Origin of the sequence: Tepidibacter mesophilus (assembly GCF_002724055.1) — a bacterium.
Classification (GTDB): domain Bacteria; phylum Bacillota; class Clostridia; order Peptostreptococcales; family Peptostreptococcaceae; genus Tepidibacter_A; species Tepidibacter_A mesophilus.
The window spans coordinates 153,155-171,868 of the sequence record NZ_BDQY01000004.1 but is presented as its reverse complement, the minus strand read 5'-3'; the positions used below and the strand labels follow the sequence as shown (position 1 = coordinate 171,868).

18 protein-coding genes and 1 other annotated feature are annotated in these 18,714 nt (G+C 31.1%); of the genes, 14 read left to right on the top strand and 4 right to left on the bottom strand.

Annotated features, from left to right (window positions below; genetic code table 11):
* Positions 1-9 precede the first annotated feature (9 nt).
* The 6 genes from Tmeso_RS04885 (at position 10) to Tmeso_RS04860 (ending at position 7,449) form a co-directional block, all read left to right on the top strand.
* Positions 10-786, top strand: a complete 777-nt coding sequence (locus Tmeso_RS04885) for a dihydroorotate dehydrogenase electron transfer subunit (RefSeq protein WP_099188842.1) — start codon at positions 10-12, stop codon at positions 784-786.
* Positions 779-1,687, top strand: a complete 909-nt coding sequence (locus Tmeso_RS04880; protein ID WP_099188841.1) for a dihydroorotate dehydrogenase — start codon at positions 779-781, stop codon at positions 1,685-1,687. Before Tmeso_RS04885 ends, Tmeso_RS04880 begins: the two co-directional genes overlap by 8 nt.
* Positions 1,688-1,701: 14 nt before the next feature.
* Positions 1,702-2,376 carry an orotate phosphoribosyltransferase gene (gene pyrE, locus Tmeso_RS04875; protein WP_099188839.1) on the top strand — a complete coding sequence of 225 codons (675 nt, stop codon included), beginning with the start codon at positions 1,702-1,704 and terminating at the stop codon, positions 2,374-2,376.
* An 85-nt stretch (positions 2,377-2,461) separates the two neighbouring features.
* Positions 2,462-2,676 (top strand) — a binding site (T-box leader).
* A 215-nt stretch (positions 2,677-2,891) separates the two neighbouring features.
* Entirely contained in the window at positions 2,892-4,115 is a 1,224-nt protein-coding gene (locus Tmeso_RS04870; RefSeq protein ID WP_099188862.1) for an argininosuccinate synthase, read from the top strand.
* Positions 4,116-5,435: an argininosuccinate lyase gene (gene argH, locus Tmeso_RS04865; protein WP_099188837.1), complete on the top strand. Its 1,320-nt coding sequence runs from the start codon at positions 4,116-4,118 to the stop codon at positions 5,433-5,435.
* Between the two features lie 589 nt (positions 5,436-6,024).
* A complete protein-coding gene (locus tag Tmeso_RS04860) occupies positions 6,025-7,449 on the top strand; it encodes an alanine/glycine:cation symporter family protein (RefSeq protein ID WP_099188835.1) in 1,425 nt (474 codons plus the stop codon).
* 356 nt (positions 7,450-7,805) lie between these two features.
* On the opposite strand, the gene Tmeso_RS04855 is transcribed toward Tmeso_RS04860, so the two are convergent.
* Genes Tmeso_RS04855 through Tmeso_RS04840 form a run of 4 tightly spaced genes read right to left on the bottom strand, consistent with a single transcriptional unit; the run spans position 7,806 to position 11,124 of the window.
* Complete coding sequence (locus Tmeso_RS04855) at positions 7,806-8,666, bottom strand: PhnE/PtxC family ABC transporter permease (protein ID WP_099188833.1); 861 nt, start codon at positions 8,664-8,666, stop codon at positions 7,806-7,808.
* A complete protein-coding gene (locus Tmeso_RS04850; RefSeq protein ID WP_242967869.1) occupies positions 8,663-9,466 on the bottom strand; it encodes a PhnE/PtxC family ABC transporter permease in 804 nt (267 codons plus the stop codon). The genes Tmeso_RS04855 and Tmeso_RS04850 overlap by 4 nt, the downstream gene beginning before the upstream one ends.
* Before the next feature lies 1 nt (position 9,467).
* Positions 9,468-10,214 (bottom strand): phosphonate ABC transporter ATP-binding protein, encoded by a 747-nt coding sequence (locus Tmeso_RS04845; protein WP_099188831.1) that lies wholly within the window; start codon positions 10,212-10,214, stop codon positions 9,468-9,470.
* Between the two features lie 13 nt (positions 10,215-10,227).
* Positions 10,228-11,124 carry a putative selenate ABC transporter substrate-binding protein gene (locus Tmeso_RS04840; RefSeq protein WP_099188829.1) on the bottom strand — a complete coding sequence of 299 codons (897 nt, stop codon included), beginning with the start codon at positions 11,122-11,124 and terminating at the stop codon, positions 10,228-10,230.
* 316 nt (positions 11,125-11,440) lie between these two features.
* Here Tmeso_RS04840 and Tmeso_RS04835 point away from each other — a divergent pair, with 316 nt between their 5' ends.
* The 8 genes from Tmeso_RS04835 to Tmeso_RS04800 all read left to right on the top strand — a co-directional run bounded on the left by Tmeso_RS04835 (position 11,441) and on the right by Tmeso_RS04800 (position 18,563).
* On the top strand, positions 11,441-12,124 hold the full coding sequence (locus Tmeso_RS04835) for a TorD/DmsD family molecular chaperone (RefSeq protein ID WP_099188827.1): 684 nt from the start codon (positions 11,441-11,443) through the stop codon (positions 12,122-12,124).
* Between the two features lie 39 nt (positions 12,125-12,163).
* A complete protein-coding gene (locus tag Tmeso_RS04830; protein WP_099188825.1) occupies positions 12,164-14,731 on the top strand; it encodes a molybdopterin-dependent oxidoreductase in 2,568 nt (855 codons plus the stop codon).
* A 40-nt stretch (positions 14,732-14,771) separates the two neighbouring features.
* Positions 14,772-15,329, top strand: coding sequence for a 4Fe-4S dicluster domain-containing protein (locus Tmeso_RS04825; protein WP_099188823.1), 558 nt, complete (start codon positions 14,772-14,774; stop codon positions 15,327-15,329).
* 32 nt (positions 15,330-15,361) lie between these two features.
* Entirely contained in the window at positions 15,362-16,438 is a 1,077-nt protein-coding gene (locus Tmeso_RS04820; RefSeq protein WP_099188821.1) for a 4Fe-4S dicluster domain-containing protein, read from the top strand.
* A 33-nt stretch (positions 16,439-16,471) separates the two neighbouring features.
* Positions 16,472-16,666: a twin-arginine translocase TatA/TatE family subunit gene (gene tatA / locus Tmeso_RS04815; RefSeq protein WP_099188819.1), complete on the top strand. Its 195-nt coding sequence runs from the start codon at positions 16,472-16,474 to the stop codon at positions 16,664-16,666.
* A gap of 75 nt (positions 16,667-16,741) precedes the next feature.
* Positions 16,742-17,455 (top strand): twin-arginine translocase subunit TatC, encoded by a 714-nt coding sequence (gene tatC / locus Tmeso_RS04810; protein WP_099188817.1) that lies wholly within the window; start codon positions 16,742-16,744, stop codon positions 17,453-17,455.
* Between the two features lie 679 nt (positions 17,456-18,134).
* A complete protein-coding gene (locus tag Tmeso_RS04805; RefSeq protein WP_099188815.1) occupies positions 18,135-18,269 on the top strand; it encodes an RCC1 domain-containing protein in 135 nt (44 codons plus the stop codon).
* Positions 18,270-18,338: 69 nt separating this feature from the next.
* On the top strand, positions 18,339-18,563 hold the full coding sequence (locus tag Tmeso_RS04800; RefSeq protein ID WP_187296224.1) for an RCC1 domain-containing protein: 225 nt from the start codon (positions 18,339-18,341) through the stop codon (positions 18,561-18,563).
* Positions 18,564-18,714: the final 151 nt, after the last annotated feature.

The following is an 18,714-nucleotide window of genomic DNA, read 5'->3' as shown; positions in this document are numbered from 1 at the left end:
GGGGATATTATGTGCGTAAGTAAGAAAAAGGTAATAGCAAAGATAATAAAAAATGAGATTTTAGTGGATAATGTGTATAAGATGGTGGTTAAATCAGAAGAATTAATATACGATTTTAAGCCGGGTCAGTTTGTAAACTTATATAGTAAAGATAAATCAATGCTACTCCCAAGACCTATAAGTGTATGTGAGGTGGATGAAGAAAATAAAGAGATAACATTAGTATTTATGGTCGTAGGAAAGGGTACTAAAGAGTTTTCAAAACTTAGAGAAAATGATGATGTTTATTTGATGGCGTTTTTAGGAAATGGATTTGATTTAGATTGTGAAGGGGAAAATATAATAGTTGGAGGTGGAGTGGGAACACCTCCTCTTCTAGAACTTGCCAAGAGATTAAAGGGAAACAACAAGATATTTTTAGGTTTTAGAAAAGATGTTTATTTAATAGATGAATTTAAAAAGTACGGAGAAGTCTATATAGCAACTGAAGATGGAGAACATGGAGAAAAGGGAAATGTTATAGATTTAATGAACAAGTATGTAAAAAAAGCGGATAGAATATATTCTTGCGGACCTAAAGGTATGCTAAAGGCTGTAAAAGAGTATGCATCTAATAATAATGTAGATGCATACTTGTCTCTTGAAGAAAGAATGGGATGTGGATTTGGAGCATGTGTAGGATGTGCTGTTAAGATAAAGGAAGATACTGATAAGGGATATAAGAATAAAAAGGTTTGTGTAGATGGACCTGTATTTAAAGCTTGTGAGGTGATGTTTGATGAGTAATCTAGGGTTTAATATAGCTGGAGTAGAATTTAAAAATCCGGTTATGACTGCATCAGGAACATTCGGTTCTGTTGGAAAAGAATTTGAGCAGTTCATAGATTTAAGTTCACTTGGAGCAATTGTTGTAAAAGGAATTAGTTTAGATCCTTGGGACGGGAATAACTCACCTCGTATAGCTGAGACTTACGGAGGAATGATAAACAGTGTAGGACTTCAAAATGATGGAGTAGATAATTTTATAAAAAATGACATGAAGTTTCTTCAAAAACAAAACACTAATATTATAGTAAATATCGCAGGTAAAACTGTTGATGAATACAAGGAAGTAGCTAGAAGATTAGATGGTACAGATATTGATATGATAGAGCTTAATATAAGTTGTCCTAATGTCAAAGAGGGTGGGGTAGCTTTTGGAACAAACGCTTTAATGGCTGAGAGTATAACTAAAGAGGTAAAAACAGTTACTAATAAGCCTTTAATAGTAAAATTATCTCCTAATGTAACTGATATAACTGAGATTGCAAGAGCAGTTGAGAGCGGAGGAGCAGATTGCATATCTATGATAAATACTTTAATAGGTATGAAGATAGATATACACAGAAGAAAGCCGGTTCTTTTTAATAAAATAGGAGGGCTGTCAGGTCCAGCTATAAAGCCTGTTGCAATTAGAATGGTTCATCAAGTTTCTAAAACTGTCAAAATTCCTATAATAGGAATGGGTGGAATAATGAACGGTGAGGATGCTATAGAGTTTATAATGGCAGGAGCTACAGGAGTAGCTGTAGGAACTGCAAACCTTATAAATCCAACAGCTACAATGGATGTCTTAGATGGGATTAAAAAGTATATGAATGATTACAACATAACAGATTTATCTAGTATAAGAGGAATAATAGATTAAAAAGGTGGGATATTATGAAAAAGTATAAACAAGAATTTATAGAGTTTATGGTTGAGTGTAATGTTTTGACGTTTGGAGATTTTGTAACTAAAAGTGGTAGAAAGACGCCTTTTTTCGTGAATACTGGAAATTATCAAACTGGAGAACAGCTTAGCAAATTAGGCGATTTTTATGCAACAGCTATAAAGGAAAATTTTGACGAGGATATAGATGTATTGTTTGGACCAGCTTATAAAGGTATACCTCTTTGTGTTACAACATCGATATCTTTAAACTCAAAATACAATATGAATGTTAGATACTGCTCAAATAGAAAAGAGATAAAAGATCATGGAGATAAAGGGATTCTTCTTGGAACAAAGTTAAATGACAAGGATAAAATTCTTATAATAGAAGATGTTACAACAGCTGGAACAAGTATAAGGGAGACTATGCCAATACTTAAAAATGACAAGGATGTAGATGTTGTAGGTCTTATTATATCAGTTAATAGAATGGAAAGAGGAGCAGGTGAAACATCAGCACTTGATGATATCAAGGATACTTATAATATGAAGACATGTGCAATAGTTGATATGAATGAAGTTGTAGAATATCTGCATAATAAAGAAATTAATGGGCAAGTTATTATAGACGATAATATAAAGGCAAGAATTGAAGATTATTATAAGGTTTATGGAGTAGTATAAAAATTAAACTTTATGATAAAATTTATTTTTTATGTTGACATAGTAGATTAAAGAGAATATAATCTAATCTAACAAAAGATAATATTTAAATCCGAAGAAGTGGAAAGTAGGTATAATGATTGTTTCAGCGAGCTGAAGTAGGTGTGAGTTCAGCAACATAGTTATATTGAACAAGAGCCATGGAGGAGATCTTCTGAAATAGTAGTATGAAGATACGGACCTATCGTTAAAGGATAATGAGTGGATATGAAACTATATCAACAAGAGTGGTAGCACGGGAATTTTACTCTCGTCTCTTATTTAAGAGACGAGAGTTTTTTAATTTTCTGGTATTATTTGTTGTATAGACATATCAACAAGAGTGGTAACACGGGAACTATATCTCGTCTCTTATTTTTAAGAGACGAGATTTTTTAATATAAAAAAGCGCGCGCGAATTTAAATAAATCTAGCTAGATACCAAATTAAAAGAATATATTAAAAATTTTGAGGAGGAATCTATTATGAAAGAAAATATGAAGGAAAAAGTTGTTTTAGCATACTCAGGAGGTTTAGATACTTCTATAATAATACCATGGCTTAAGGAAAACTATAATGCAGAGATAATAGCAGTTTGCGTTGATGTAGGTCAAGATGAGGATATGAGTGAGGTTGAGGTAAAGGCTATAAAATCAGGAGCATCAAAAGCATATATTGAGGACTGTAAAGAAGAATTTGTGTCTGAGTATATATATAAGGGAATAAAGGCTGGAGCTATATATGAAAATAAGTACCTTTTAGGAACAAGCTTTGCAAGACCTCTTATGGCTAAGAAACTGGTTGAGGTTGCACATAAAGAAGGGGCTAAGTATATTTGCCATGGATGTACAGGAAAAGGAAATGACCAAGTAAGATTTGAGGTTGGAATTGCAGCAATTGATCCTAGCATTAAGATAATAGCGCCATGGAGAATTTGGGATATAAAATCAAGAGAAGATGCTATAGATTATGCAAAATCAAAGGGTGTAGAGGTTGCTGCAACAAAAGAAAAGATATATTCAAGAGATCAAAATATATTCCATATAAGCCATGAAGGTGGAGAACTTGAGAATCCAGAGAATGAGCATAACCCACATGATATATACATGATGACAACACCACTTGATAAGGTTAAAGATCAAGCAACTTATGTTGAAATATACTTTGAAGAGGGAATACCTAAGAAGATAAATGATGAAGAAATGTCTCCTGTTGAAATAATATCTTATTTAAACAAAATAGGTGGAGAAAATGGAATAGGAGTTATAGACTTGCTAGAGAACAGATTAGTTGGTATGAAATCAAGAGGTGTATATGAAACACCAGGTGGGACAATACTATTTAATGCACACAAGGAACTTGAATATTTAACACTTGATAGAGATACACTACAATATAAGCAAATTATATCTCATAAATATTCACAGCTTGTATATGATGGACTTTGGTTCTCAACTTTAAAAGAAAGTTTAGATGCATTCGTTGATTCAACACAAAAAACTGTTACTGGAAGTGTAAAATTGAAGCTTTATAAAGGAAATATTATGATAGCCGGTATGAAATCACCTTTTGCACTATATGATGAATCAATTTCATCATTTGGAGATAGTGATATGTATGATCATAAGGATGCAGAAGGATTTATAAACTTATTTAGCTTACCTTTTAAAATAAAGTCAAATATGAAAAATAACATCAAAAGTGAGGTTGGTGGAATCTAAATGAAGCTTTGGGGTGGACGTTTTAAAACTGAAGAAAGTAAACTTATGGAGGATTTCAACTCTTCATTAAAATTCGATAAGGTAATGTATTTCGAAGATATAAGTGGAAGTATAGCACACGTTAAGATGCTTCTTAAATCTAAAATATTAACACAAGTTGAAGCTGATACTTTGATTAAAGGATTGAATGAAATATTAGAAGAAATAGAAAGTGGAAGACTTAAAATAGAAGGAGACTATGAGGATATACACAGTTTTGTAGAGATAAACCTTATAAAAAAAGTAGGGGATGTAGGTAAAAAGCTTCATACAGGTAGAAGTAGAAATGATCAAGTTGCTGTAGATATGAGAATGTATACAAAGAAAAAAGCTCTAGAGATAATAGCTAGTATACAAAATCTTCAAGACGTTATAAAAGATAAAGCTGATAAAAACAACTATATAATGCCGGGATACACTCATCTTCAAAGAGCTCAAATAGTAACATTTAAATATCACTTGATGGCTTATTATAATATGTTTAAAAGAGATAAAAAGAGAATGTTAAACTCGTTGAAGTTAATGAATGAAAGTCCACTTGGATGCGGAGCTCTTGCAGGTACTACTTATGATATAGATAGAGAATATACGTCTGATTTACTTGAGTTTGACAAACCTGTTGACAATTTCTTAGATGGTGTAAGTGATAGAGATTATATAATAGAGATTATATCTAATATGAGCATATCTATGATGCACCTTAGTAGATTAAGTGAAGAGATAATAATATTTAGCTCTAAGGAATTTGAATTTATTAAGATAAGTGATGCGTATTCAACTGGAAGTAGTATAATGCCTCAAAAGAAAAATCCAGATGCAGCAGAGCTTATAAGAGGAAAAACTGGAAGAGTATATGGAAGCTTAATGTCTATGCTTACAACTATGAAGGGTCTACCTCTTGCATACAATAAGGACATGCAGGAAGATAAGGAAGTGTTTTTCGATTCAATAAAAACAACACTTAGTTGCTTGAATGTTATGGCTAATATGATAGATACTCTTACAGTTAATAAAGATAATATGCTAAAAGCTGTAAAACACGGATTTTTAAATGCAACAGAAGTTGCTGATTATCTAGTGAATCATGGTATGGCTTTTAGAGATTCTCATAAGGTTGTTGGTGAAATAGTTTTGTACTGTGAAGAAAAATCAATAGCTATAGAGGATATGAGCATTGATGAATTCAAGAAGTTTAGTGACTTGTTTGATGAATCTATATATGAATTTATAGATTATGAGAACATACTTAAAAAAGGAATAAAAAAGGAAATCGGTAATTAAAAATTAATAATTATTTGATTACAGATTAATCCAAAAATGAAGCTTATTTAAATAAGCTTCATTTTTTGTCCAAAAGTTAAAAGTTTATGAATTAATTCACGTTATAAATTAAAAAAATAAATATTAAAAATCATAAGAATACGGTAATGTTTTAACGAGAGTAATTGTGATTAAGTGGCTTTGATTATGAAAAATAAAAAAATGAAGTGAAAACGTTTTCGAAAATAAATACGATATAACTTCTACTTTTATGTTAAATAAAAGTTATTTTACAGATAAAGCATTTGGACAATTTAATATATGGATTAGTGCATGTATATGGCAATAAATCAATATATTCTGCATTTTAAAAAAATTCTAATATATTCCGTATTTGAATCTTTTTTAGGCAACATACAACACATATAACTATTAGTATTTAGTATAAAAAAGAACACTGGGAAAGTATAAGCAAACGTTTTTAAACTATTTTTGAAACACACATATAGATAAAAGTTTGTTAAAAAAATATTTTAAATTTTCTTAATATTTCAAAAATACCTTGTTTTCTACATTTTTTTCTATTATACTTAATATAAATTGTATTTATATGAATACACAATATTATTCGCAATTTTACAAAGGAGTGGTTTTTTTGGAAGCTTTAAATAATTTTTTTACTCAATTAAGTGGTATTGTTTGGGGACCAATTATGCTTATATTATTGGTAGGGACAGGTATTTTACTAACATTTAGACTTGGATTTGTTCAAGTTACTCATCTTCCTTATGCTTTAAAATTAGCTTTTTCAAAACCTAAAGAAGAAGAAAATAAGCCTAAAGAAGAAGGAGATATATCTCATTTCCAAGCTCTTATGACAGCACTTGCTGCAACAATAGGTACTGGTAATATAGCTGGAGTTGCTACAGCTGTTTCAGCAGGTGGTCCTGGAGCAGTATTTTGGATGTGGGTTACAGCATTCTTTGGAATGGCTACAAAGTATGCTGAAGGTATGCTTGCTGTTAAGTACAGAACTATTGATGAAAATGGAGAAATGGCTGGAGGTCCAATGTACTATATAGAAAAAGGACTGAATGCTAAATGGTTAGGAGTTTTATTTGCATTCTTTGGTGGGGTAGCAGCTTTTGGTATAGGAAATATGGTTCAAGCAAACTCGGTTGCTGAGTCTATAAATGTTACTTTTGGAGTAAGTCCAGTTGTAACTGGTATTATTTTATCAGTATTAACTGCGATAGTTATACTTGGTGGAGTTAAAAGTATAGGTAAAGTTACAGGTCTTATAGTTCCTGTTATGGCAGTATTTTATATAGCTGGTGCTGCGTTAATATTAATTATAAATGCATCTGAAGTTCCTCATGCTTTCTCTCTTATATTTAAATATGCATTTACACCTGCAGCTGCAACTGGTGGATTTATGGGATCTGCTGTAAAAATAGCTATTCAAAAGGGTGTATCTCGTGGAGTATTCTCAAATGAGTCAGGTCTTGGTTCAGCGCCAATCGCCGCTGCTGCTGCTAAAAGTGACGTACCTGGACGTCAAGCACTAGTATCGATGACTGGTACATTTATAGATACTATATGTGTTTGTACAATGACTGGTCTTGTATTAATTTCAACAGGAGCTTGGACTAGTGGAGAAACTGGTGTTGCATTAACTACAAGAGCATTTAGTACGGGTCTTCCAGGATCCGCAGGAGGATTTATAGTTTCAATAGGAATTATATTCTTTGCTTACTCAACAATACTGGGTTGGAGTTATTATGGAGAAAAATGTATGCAATACTTATTTGGTTCAAAAATTGTTAAACCGTATAGATATGCTTGGATCGTATTCGTTTTAGTTGGTTCTGTTATTAAATTAGATCTTGTTTGGGCAATTTCAGATGTATTTAATGCACTTATGGCATTCCCTAACTTGATAGGACTTATAGGATTAAGTAGTGTACTTGTTGCTGAAACTAAAGAATTTAATAAATTATTGGAAGAAGAAAAGAAGCAAAATCTACGAGCATAAACAATAAAAAAAGCATTGAAGAACTTATTTAAGTTCTTCAATGCTTTTTTCTATTGCGTGGGATATTAACATTATCCTTCTTAACTATTTCAAGGATTAGTGGATATAATAAAATGACAACAACATAGACAGATTCATAGAATTAGCCAATCTTAATGCTTTAGATAGCTTTGAGATGGTGCTATGTATGACTAATCAAATTTTTGATGAGCAGCGTTATTTTAGATTTTAAGCAAATTAAAACTAGTACTTATCGAGAAATTTATTTATAACTAGAATAAAAATTATAAAATATGATTAATTGAAATTGTTAAAAATTCAGGCATGGGTATAAAACTTCCTAAACTTGAATTTAATTATTCCTGAGATATCTTTCGTAATCCTTCAGAAAGTATATCTGCAACGAATACAACAAGAAGGTAACATATTAAAATAACAGTTATGTCAGTATATTGAAACCAACTCATGCTGAGTTTAAATTGTTGTCCAAGTCCTCCTGCACCAATAAATCCAACTACTATAGTTGTACGTATTATAACTTCCCATCTATATAGTATGAACGTTATAAATTTTGGAGTTACTGTAGGTAAAATACCATAAAGAAGTATTTGAATAGTACCAGCACCACTTGAAGATAAGTTTCTTATCGCTCTATGATCTATATCTTCAATTACTTCAGCACATAATTTTCCCAAAATTCCAAAGTTATGAAGTGCAAGAGCTATTGCTCCTGGAAGTATACCAGGTTTAAGAATAAAAATTATTACCATTGCCCATATAAGTTCTGGAATTGCTCTTGTAAATATATAAAGAGCTCGCATTATAAAAAATAGAGACCAACCAAGTAAGCCTTTTTTTAGAGTTAAAGTTCCATCCGCATAATTTCTGGCAGCAAAGAGAACTGTTAATAGCATTCCGATTGTTGCAAAGCCTGCAGCCATAACACTCATCTGAATTGTCTCGTATGTGAGCTTTAATGAATTCTTCCAAGTATTTATATCTAAAAAAGCTGGCTTATCTTCTTCAATTCCTATTAATCCTATCAAAAATTTTTTTGCATGAAAAATATTTTTTTGAGTGAATAATCCAGAAAGACTAGCATCATCCACCCTATATATATAAATCCATGAAAATAATATTATAAAAATAGCAAATAGCATTGACATTTTAACAAAGTCTATATTGAAACGAGTCCTCGATTTTTTTAAACGTATCATTTTATCAGCCTCTTTCTAAGCGCGTTGCTCCAGCAATCTATAGCTGTAACAAGAAATATCAAAAAAAATATAAATGTCCAAACACGCTCGTACATTAAATCGGACAATGCTAACTGTATTTGATATCCAAGACCTCCAAGACCTACAAAACTCATTATTGTAGATGAACGTACAGAGCATTCAAATCTATACATAGAGTAACTTATCATATCACTGATCGACATTGGAAGATATCCATAAAATAAAATTTGAAGCTTAGAAGCTCCGCTTGCTTTAAGTGCATTTATAGGATGCCTTTGTACATCATTAAAAATATCTGCAAAAATACGTCCTAAAGTACCTCCATAAGGTATAGCAAGAGCAAATATTGCTGCGTAAGGAGATAGCCCTATAGCGGCTACAAAAAGCCAAGCCCATACAAGTTCATGTATAGCTCTCATAGAACCTAATATGCCTCTAAAAAAAGCTTTCAAAAAATTTTTTGCAACACCTTTTTCAGAAAAAAGTATACCAGATGCTAGTATACTTAGGAAAAAAGCTATTATAAATGCTATACTCATACCAGCAGCAGCGTAAGCAAGAGTTATCCATGAAGAAGTTAGTGCAAGCTTTATAGTTTCATACGAAAAATCAGGTTTGAAAATAGAATATATTATTTGGATCATAGTCGCTTTTCCACCAGAATGCATAAGTTCACTGTTCCAACTTACAGAAAAGAGACTCCATAAAAAAAGTATAAATAAAAAAATATTCAAAAATGATTTTTTATACATGTCGATTGAAGTTCTTATCTGTTTCATATCAGATCAACTCCTCTATAGTATAAAGATTGTCTAGATCATATTGTGTAACTTTTTTAGAAGGTAAATCGAAAAATATTTTCCCATTTCTTAGCGCTATTATTCTATCAAAGTATTTTTTCGCATACTCAACAGAATGCAGTGTTGTTATAAGTGTTTGATTTGCTTCTTTTACTAACTCTGTGAGCATAGACATTATATCTTCAGCTCTCGCAGGATCTAGAGAAGAAACTGGTTCGTCTGCAAGAATTATCTCTGGATTTTGAACTAATAAGCGTGCAAGAGCTACTCTTTGCTGCTCACCTCCAGATAATTTTGAAGTCTTATCATATATTTTTTCTATTAATCCTATTCTAGAAAGTGCATTTTCAGCTGATTTTTTATCTTGGGGAAAAATCAGAGAAATGAGTGATTTAAGAAGACTCCATTCGGAAAAGTGACCTATTAGAACGTTGTGAATAACAGGAAGCTGAGGTATAAGGTCAAATTGTTGGCGTATTATTCCAACTTTTTTTGCGAATTTTCTATTATCACGATAATTTTTTAAAGATATGTCGTCTATAAAGACGCTGCCGATATCAGGCTCTATTAAGTTGGCAAGGATATTTAAAAGAGTGGTTTTTCCAGCACCACTTGGACCTATAAGTGCTATAAGCTCACCTTTTTTTACATTAATAGAAATGGAAGACAAAGCTTCCATTTCTTTGTAGTATTTTGATATATTTTTTATTTCAATTGAGTTTGACATCTTTATGCACCTACTATTTTATTATTCCTATTTTTTCAGCTACTTGACGTATAGCATCATAGTTATCATTGCTAGCTCCTATAAATTTATCAGTTCCTAAAAGATGAAGTATCTCATTTTCAGACTGCTCATCTCCAAGAGAAAGAAGTGCTTGTTTTATTTTTTCTTTCGAACCTTCTCCAAATTTCGAATCTATATTGTTTATAGACCAGTTATAGTCATAGTAAGAAGGAGTAGTGTAAAAAGCTTCAACCTTGTTAAGATCAACTTTGTTTTCTTTTACAGCATTTTCCCAAACAGCTTCGTTCAAAGCTCCAGCATGAAAAGCACCAGATTCTACAAGTTTATATGTTTTATCATGAGATCCTGAAAAATTAGGCTTTCCGTCAAAATCAGTCATAGGATCAATATTTTCTTCCATTATAAAATAACGAGGCATAAGGTGACCAGAAGTTGAACTTTCACTTCCAAATGTGAAACTGTGATCTTTTAAGTCAGTAAGAGACTTTATTCCAAGTCCTTTTTGAGCTATAAATACAGAGTGAAACTGCTCGTCCCTAGGTCTTTGAGCTATAGCTTCTGCATCTTGAACTAGTTCTCTTGCTTGAACACCTGTAAGTCCACCAAACCAAGCAAGATCAATATCTCCTCTTTCAAAACCAGTTACAACCGCTGAATAATCGACAGATGGAACGTATTCAACTTTAAGACCTGTTTTTTCGCTTAAGTAAGATGCAAGATCATTGAATCCCTTTTCCATATCAGAAGCATTTTGGTCTGGTATTCCAGCAATTTTTAAAACTTGAGTTTCAGATGAAGCATTTTCTTCTTCCGTGTTCTCTTTTTGAGAACAAGCAGTAAGTGAAAAAATCATTAAAAGTGATAAAAGTAAAACGACAATTTTTTTCATAATAAACCTCCTAATAGTAAGTTTTATGTAAGTACAATAATTGAAATATATTTTCAATTGAACGGCTAAATGATAAGCCTTAAGATTAATTATAAAGTAAGAAAATAGAAAAAGTAAAATAGAAAAAAAAAATAAATAGACAGGAAAGTATAAAAAAAGACTATAACAAACAAATTTTTACAAAAAAATCTTGAATAACCATATTTATTAATATAATCTTAAAAAGATATAAAACACTATAAACATATAAAAATGCTATAAGGAATCAATAGATATAATTACTAAAGCAAAAAGTATAGTTTGGAGGAATCAATTTATGGAAAAGTTAAGCACGTTAGAGCATGCTAATATCATAGAAACGAGAATGTTTTTATACAATATATTAAAATATGCTTTTTATGTCGAGCCGAATATTGAGCTTATAAAGCTTTTTTCAGAAGATGATTTTTTGATGAATCTGCCGTTTAAAGAGGAAGATTGTCTTATAAGTGAAGGGATATATGATTTGATTGAATATTTTAAAAAAAATGATGTATTAGAAACAAATAATTTCAAGTGTTTGCATTGGGACTACACAAAAATGTTTGTAGGTCCAGGAAGCCTTCCTGCACCACCTTGGGGATCAGCTTATATAACTGAGGACAGATTACTATTTCAAGAATCTACGTTAGATGCTAGAAAATCTTATTTGAAATACAATCTTATAGTAAAAAATTATCTTCAGGAGCCTGACGATCATATAGGGAGCGAACTTGATTTTATGTATAGGTTATGTGAATTTGCAGTTAAAAATATAGATAAACCTAATAAATTGATTGAAATATTAGAAGATCAGAGGAGTTTCTTAAATGAACATATTGGGAAATGGGTTTTCGAATTTTCAGATGATATTATAGAATATTCAGATACTCTTTTCTATAAAGGAATAGCTAAAATATTAAAAGGGTTTATAAGAATAGACAAAGTGATTGTAAGTGATTTAATTAAAACTCTAAATTAGACTTAAACAAATGCCATAAATATAAGGAGGCAGTGAAAAATGAAAAATCTTATTCAAAAGATAAGTAAGCATACTATTAGTAGGCGATCTTTCTTAAAATGGAGCGCAGCAATTGCTGCTACTACTGCAGTAACTGGGTATGAATCGGGTCTTATGCAAATATCTGACAAAGATGTTGAAGCAATAAAAAAAGATAGTGGCAAATGGATATCAGCAGCGTGTTGGCACAATTGCGGAGGTAGATGTCTTCTAAAAGCATATGTAGAAGATGGAGTAGTTACTAAATTAAAAACAGATGATACAAAAATAGATAGTGAAGATAATCCTCAGCAAAGAGCATGCGCAAGAGGAAGAGCTCAAAGAAAGCAAGTCTTTGGAGCTGATAGATTGAAATATCCTATGAAACGCAGTAATTGGGATGTTGGTGGTGGAAATAAAGAGTTAAGAGGTAAAGACACATGGAAAAGAATTTCATGGGATGAAGCTATATCAATCGTATCTGAAGAAATTAAGAGAACTAAAGAAAATTTTGGAAATGAGTCTATATATCTTGTGCATGGAGGAGATATGAAAAGAACATTATCTCTTTTTGGAGGATATGTTGAAAAATATGGGAGTAGATCCCGTGGAGCATGGCATAAAGCAATGAAGCCAATACTAGGTGTTAATCAAAAAAATCATATAATAAATGATAGAATGGATATTCTTAATTCAAAGCTTATAGTTCTATGGGGGAACAATCCTGCATGGAGTTCTGCGGGAAATCCTATAAATAATTTTTTAAGAGCTAAGAAAAAAGGAATAAAATTTATATGTATAGATCCATATTATTCTTCAACAGCATCTGTACTTGCTGATGAATTTATTCCGATAAGGCCAGCCACAGATACAACAATGCTTCTTGCAATATCATATGTTCTTATAACTGAAGATTCTCCACAAACGCCATTAATAGACTGGGATTTTTTGAATAGGTGTACAGTTGGTTTTGACAGTAATCATATGCCTAAAGGTGCTGATCCAAAGGAAAATTTTAAGGATTATGTTCTTGGAACATATGATAATCAGCCTAAAACTCCTGAATGGGCTTCGCAAATATGTGGAGTTCCAGCAAATAAGATATATTCATTTGCATTAGAACTTGGAATGGCAAAGCCTGCTACTGTACTTTTTGGATGGAATTCTGCAAGAATAGAAAAGGGGCAGCATGTATGTCTTGCACAAACATGTGTAGGAGCTATGACTGGGAATATGGGAATAAAGGGAGGAGCGTTTGGTATAAGTTGTCAGGAACCTGCTTCAAATGGAGGTCCCCCTCTCGTTAAGCCTGGAAAAGATGGACTTGATGAGATAAAAAATCCTTTAAAATCACCAAAACTTTGCACAAATGAACATTGGAATGCAATACTTACAAATAAGTATACAGCAGGAAAAAATGATATAAGAGATATTGATATAAGACTTATATATCACAGCCACAGTTCTACACTAAATCAAACAAATAACATTAATAAAGGTATAAAGGCACATAGAAAAGTTGATTTTGTAGTTACTCATCAATATGTACTCAATCCTAATGCTGCATATTCAGATGTAGTACTTCCAGTTACTACTGAATGGGAACGATATGGTACAGTGCTTACTGGAAATAGAGAAATATTAATATGGGCAAGTCAAGTTATAAATCCTCTCTTTGAAGCAAAAGATGATATGTGGATAGCGAAAGAGATAGGGAAAAAGCTAGGTATAGATGAATCAAAAATAGAGCCATTACCCCTTAAACAAAGGGTATTCAATCAAATTGCAGGAGCTACAGTAGTAAATCAGGACACTTCTGAGTACGAACCACTTGTTGAAATAACTCAACAAGACATTGAAGAACTTGATGTGATAGGAAGTCCTCAGAATGGAAGAATATCTATTATGGAATTTAGAGAAAAGGGGATATATCAGATTCAAAGAAAACTGGATGACAAATTTGTATATATACATAATAAAGAATTTAGAGAAGATCCAGAAAATAATCCACTAGAAACAGAAACAGGAAAAATACAGCTTCACTGTAGAGAATTAGCTGATATCGTTACTAATGCAGGGTGGAATGAAGGATGTCCAATAGCAAAATACGATCCACCTACAGAAGGATATGAGGCTACTTTTTACAATTGGGATAAAAAAATAAAGGGCAAGTACCCATTGCAGTTATGCAGTTATCATGGAAGAAGACAAACACATTCCATTATGGGAAATGTTCCTTGGCTAAGAGAGGCTTTTGAAAATGAAGTAATCATGAATCCTATCGATGCAAAAGAAAGAGGTTTGAAAGAAAAAGATACAATAAGGGTATTTAATGACCATGGTTCTTTATTAAGAAGAGTACATATAACAGAGCGTGTAATGCCTGGAGTAGTTATGCTTGCGCAAGGGGCCTGGGTTGATATTGATGAGGAAGGAAACTGTAGAAGTGGAGCTGCGAATATACTAACGGGAGACTATCCTTCTGGACCGAATATAGAATCATGGCAGGCTTGTGTAGTCCAGGTTGAAAGACACTATACTCATCTTAAACCAGATTATAAATGGCCTCAAAAAATAGTAGAAATATAAGAAATGAGAAAAATTCAAGTCATAATTAAGGAGGATAAAAATGTCTCAAAATGGGTTTTATTACGATATGACAAGTTGTGTCCAATGTAAGGCTTGCCAAATTGCATGTAAAGATAAGAATAATTTGGACGCAGGAATATGCTATAGAGAAGTTAATGAATTCGAAATTGGAAAGCTTCCGAATATATGCGTATATTTTATATCTATGAGCTGTAATCATTGCAAAGATCCTATTTGCGTGAAAAATTGTCCTACAGGTGCTATGAAAAAAAGGAGAAAAGATGGAATAGTAAGTGTAGATAGAGAAAAGTGCATAGGTTGTAGGACATGTGAAAGAAAATGTTTATATGGAGCGCCTAAATATCTGGGAGATAAGATCAGAAAGATGTCAAAATGTGATGGGTGTATAGACCTTATAAATCAGGGTGAAAAGCCAGTTTGTGTAACGGCGTGTATGACAAGGTCTCTTGATTTTGGAAATCTGGAGGAAATGAAAAAAAGAGGTATGTATAATGTCGATATACTGGGACTTCCAAACCCTAAAAAAACAAAACCCTCAATAGTTGTAAAGCCGAAAAAACGAGCTTTAAAAAAATAATATGTTAAAAAGCAAATTAGGAGGGCTTTACTGTGCTGTTAAACCTAATTATGAAAAAAATTTCATTGGACAATAATTTAGAAATAGAAAATCTAAAATGTATAAATAATAAAAATAAATTTTTAGACTGTAGAAAATGTATAGACTCATGTACTCAAGGTGCAATTGAGATCAAAAATAAAAAAATATCAATAAAGAAAAGCTTATGCAAAGGATGTGGGGTGTGCAGTACTGTATGTCCAACTAAGGCATTATATATTGAAATGAAAGAAAATGAGAAAAAATATGTTTTTTTAAAAGAAAAAAAGAAAAATATTATTACAATAGGCTGCAGATATTCTAATTTTTATACTGATTTAAGATACCAATGTTTAAATGGTATTCGAAAGGAATATCTAGCTGCGCTTATTTTATATTTTAGAGAATCTATTATAAATATCTATAGAGGAAAATGCAGTGAATGCTCAAATGGATGCTTTAAGGAAGAAGATTTAATTTTAATAGTGGACGATATTTTGAATTTTTTTGGTAGTATGAATATTCATATAAATGTAGTTTATGATGAAAAGAATAAGAAAAAAAATATAAAGAAATATTCGAGAAGAGATTTTTTGAAAATTGTAAAAAAAAGTTCATCAAAAGCTGTTATTAATGTAAGAAACCAAGGTATTCAGTATATAAATTCTCGAGAAATCAAATTTGAACCAAAAAAAATCATATCAAAAGCTATAAAAGATTCTAAAGGATATATTATAAAAACAGATATGTTCACTAATTTTGAAGTAAGCGATAAGTGTACAATGTGCGGAGTTTGTGTAGCTATGTGCAGTTGTAAGGCTTGGAAAAAAGAAGACAGTGAAAATAAGATATTTCTTCTACATAGTACGTTAAGGTGTACTGGGTGTGGACTTTGTATTAAAAGTTGTCCTTATAATTCAATAATGAAAAATGATTTTATAAATAACGTGCTTATAAAAAATGAATATAATTGTAAAAAAGAATTCAACATTGGAATATGCCAGATTTGCTGTGATAAATTCACAAAGTTTAAAAGTGAAGATAAACTTTGTGAAATTTGTAAACGCAAGCTTAATAGAAAGAATGATTAGCATAAATAAATATTTTTAGAGGAGGATGAAGCTATGTTTGGAAGAATGGGTATGCCAGAACTTATAGTAATAATGGCTATAGCTCTTATAATTTTTGGACCTTCAAAATTACCGGAAATAGGAAGAACTTTTGGAAAGGCAATTGGAGAATTTAAAAGTCATGCTAGTAAAATATCTGAAGATGTTGAAGTGGAAGTTGAAGAAATTAAAAGTAGTTTAGAAAAATAAAGATAATTTAGTAAGATACTACATATGTAGTATCTTATTTAAATGGGTTAATATGATGTATAAGGAGGAATCAGCTTGGAAGATTCAAAATTTACTATAATAGAACATTTAGATGAACTAAGAAAGAGAATAATAATTATTGTAATTTCAATACTTATTGGCACTGGATCAAGCTATATTTTTATAGAAGAGCTTGTAGATATAATACTAAAGCCTGCAGTAGATTTAGATTTTATATATATAAGTCCTCCCGAATTATTCTTAGAATATATAAAAATAGCTTTTGTATTTGGAGTTGGAGTTTCTATACCTATAATTATGCTACAAACTTGGCTTTTTATCAAACCTGGATTGAAAAAAAAGGAAAAGTTTTTTATTCTTTTTTCAATGATAATGGGACTTATATTTTTTGTTTCTGGTATATCCTTTGCCTATTTTATAATAACACCTTTAACTCTTAAGTTTTTTGCCAATATGTCTCTTAATCAAATTTCTCCACTTTTTTCATTTTCAAATTATATAAAGTTTATTAGCTCACTTTTAGTATCATTTGGATTGGTATTTGAATTACCAATGATAGTTATTCTTCTTACTCAGTTAAATCTCGTAACACCTTTTGTATTCAAAAAGTACAGAAAAATTGTAATACTAATAGTATTTATATTGGCATCATTGCTTACTCCGCCAGATGTAATATCTCAAATCTTACTGGGGGTTCCTATGGCTTTATTATATGAATTGAGCATATTATTTTCAGTTATCCTATATAATAGGAAGCAAAAAAGTTAATAGAGCAAAGAGTAATTAAAAATAGGAAAGTACAACTATTTTATATAATTTGTGTTATAAATTTAAAAAAAAGACATTAAAAACTACAAAAAAATGGTAAAAATTTAACGAACATAATCGTGATTAAATAATTCGAAATATTAAGTGATAAGTTATTGCAATGAAAACATTTGCAATAAATAAATGTAGCATAAATGCAACTTTTATTTAAAATACGCGGATATAACTAAGGCTTTGTCTTATTAATAATTCTAAAATTTACGAACTCCCTATGCTCAGACACGCAAATTTCTAAACGAATTATTAAACGTAAAAACCTAAGTTAGATTAGTCAAAATATTTAAAAGCATTCGATAACATTTTAATAGAAAGTTTTTAAGACTATTTTTTTTATATGAACTAATAAATAAAAACCATGATGCAGAGTAGATTGATAAATTTATTGCACATGGTTTTTTAAAATTATGCTAAGCATTAATATTATTCTCTTTAACTATCTAAAGGGTTAGTGAATATATTAAAATAACAATAAAAATAACTATTAACAGATATATTTATAGAATCAGGTAATTTAAATACTTTAAATAATTTTGAGGTGGTGTTATGTATGACTAATCAAATTTGAGATTGGCGCAATAACTATAATGGTGAATTACATGATAGTACTTTTAGGACGAATGTGAATATACCAAAGGATTCTACTGGTTTTCTAAATAGAGTTATAGCTATATCTGCTGGTAATCATCATAGTTTAGCCCTTAAGGTTGATGGATCAGTTTGGGCTTGGGTGAGTAACTCTAATGGTCAGTTATGAGATGGAACTTGTGAAACGAATAAGAACACCCCAGTACAGGTTATAGATTTTAATGATTCGACGGGATTTTTGAATAATGTTATAGCTATTTTTACTAGTTGGAGACACAGTTTAGCTCTTAAGACTGATGGAACAGTTTGGGTTTGGGGAAATAACTACGATGATCAATTGGGGGATGGAACTTCTGGAATGAATAAGAACATACTAGTACAGATTAAGGATACCACTGATCCGACTGGATTTCTGACTAATAGTATAGCTATATATGCTGCGAATCGCCATTATAGACTTTAAATAAAAGATGATTCTTTGAATCATCTTTCTGTATTTTATATGAAGCTTTATACTGTCTAGTTTGTATCAAAAACCTCAATAATATAAGGATTTGACTCGATATCAAAACCACCAAAATATGCAAACCTTTTTAAATATAGAACTATTGTAC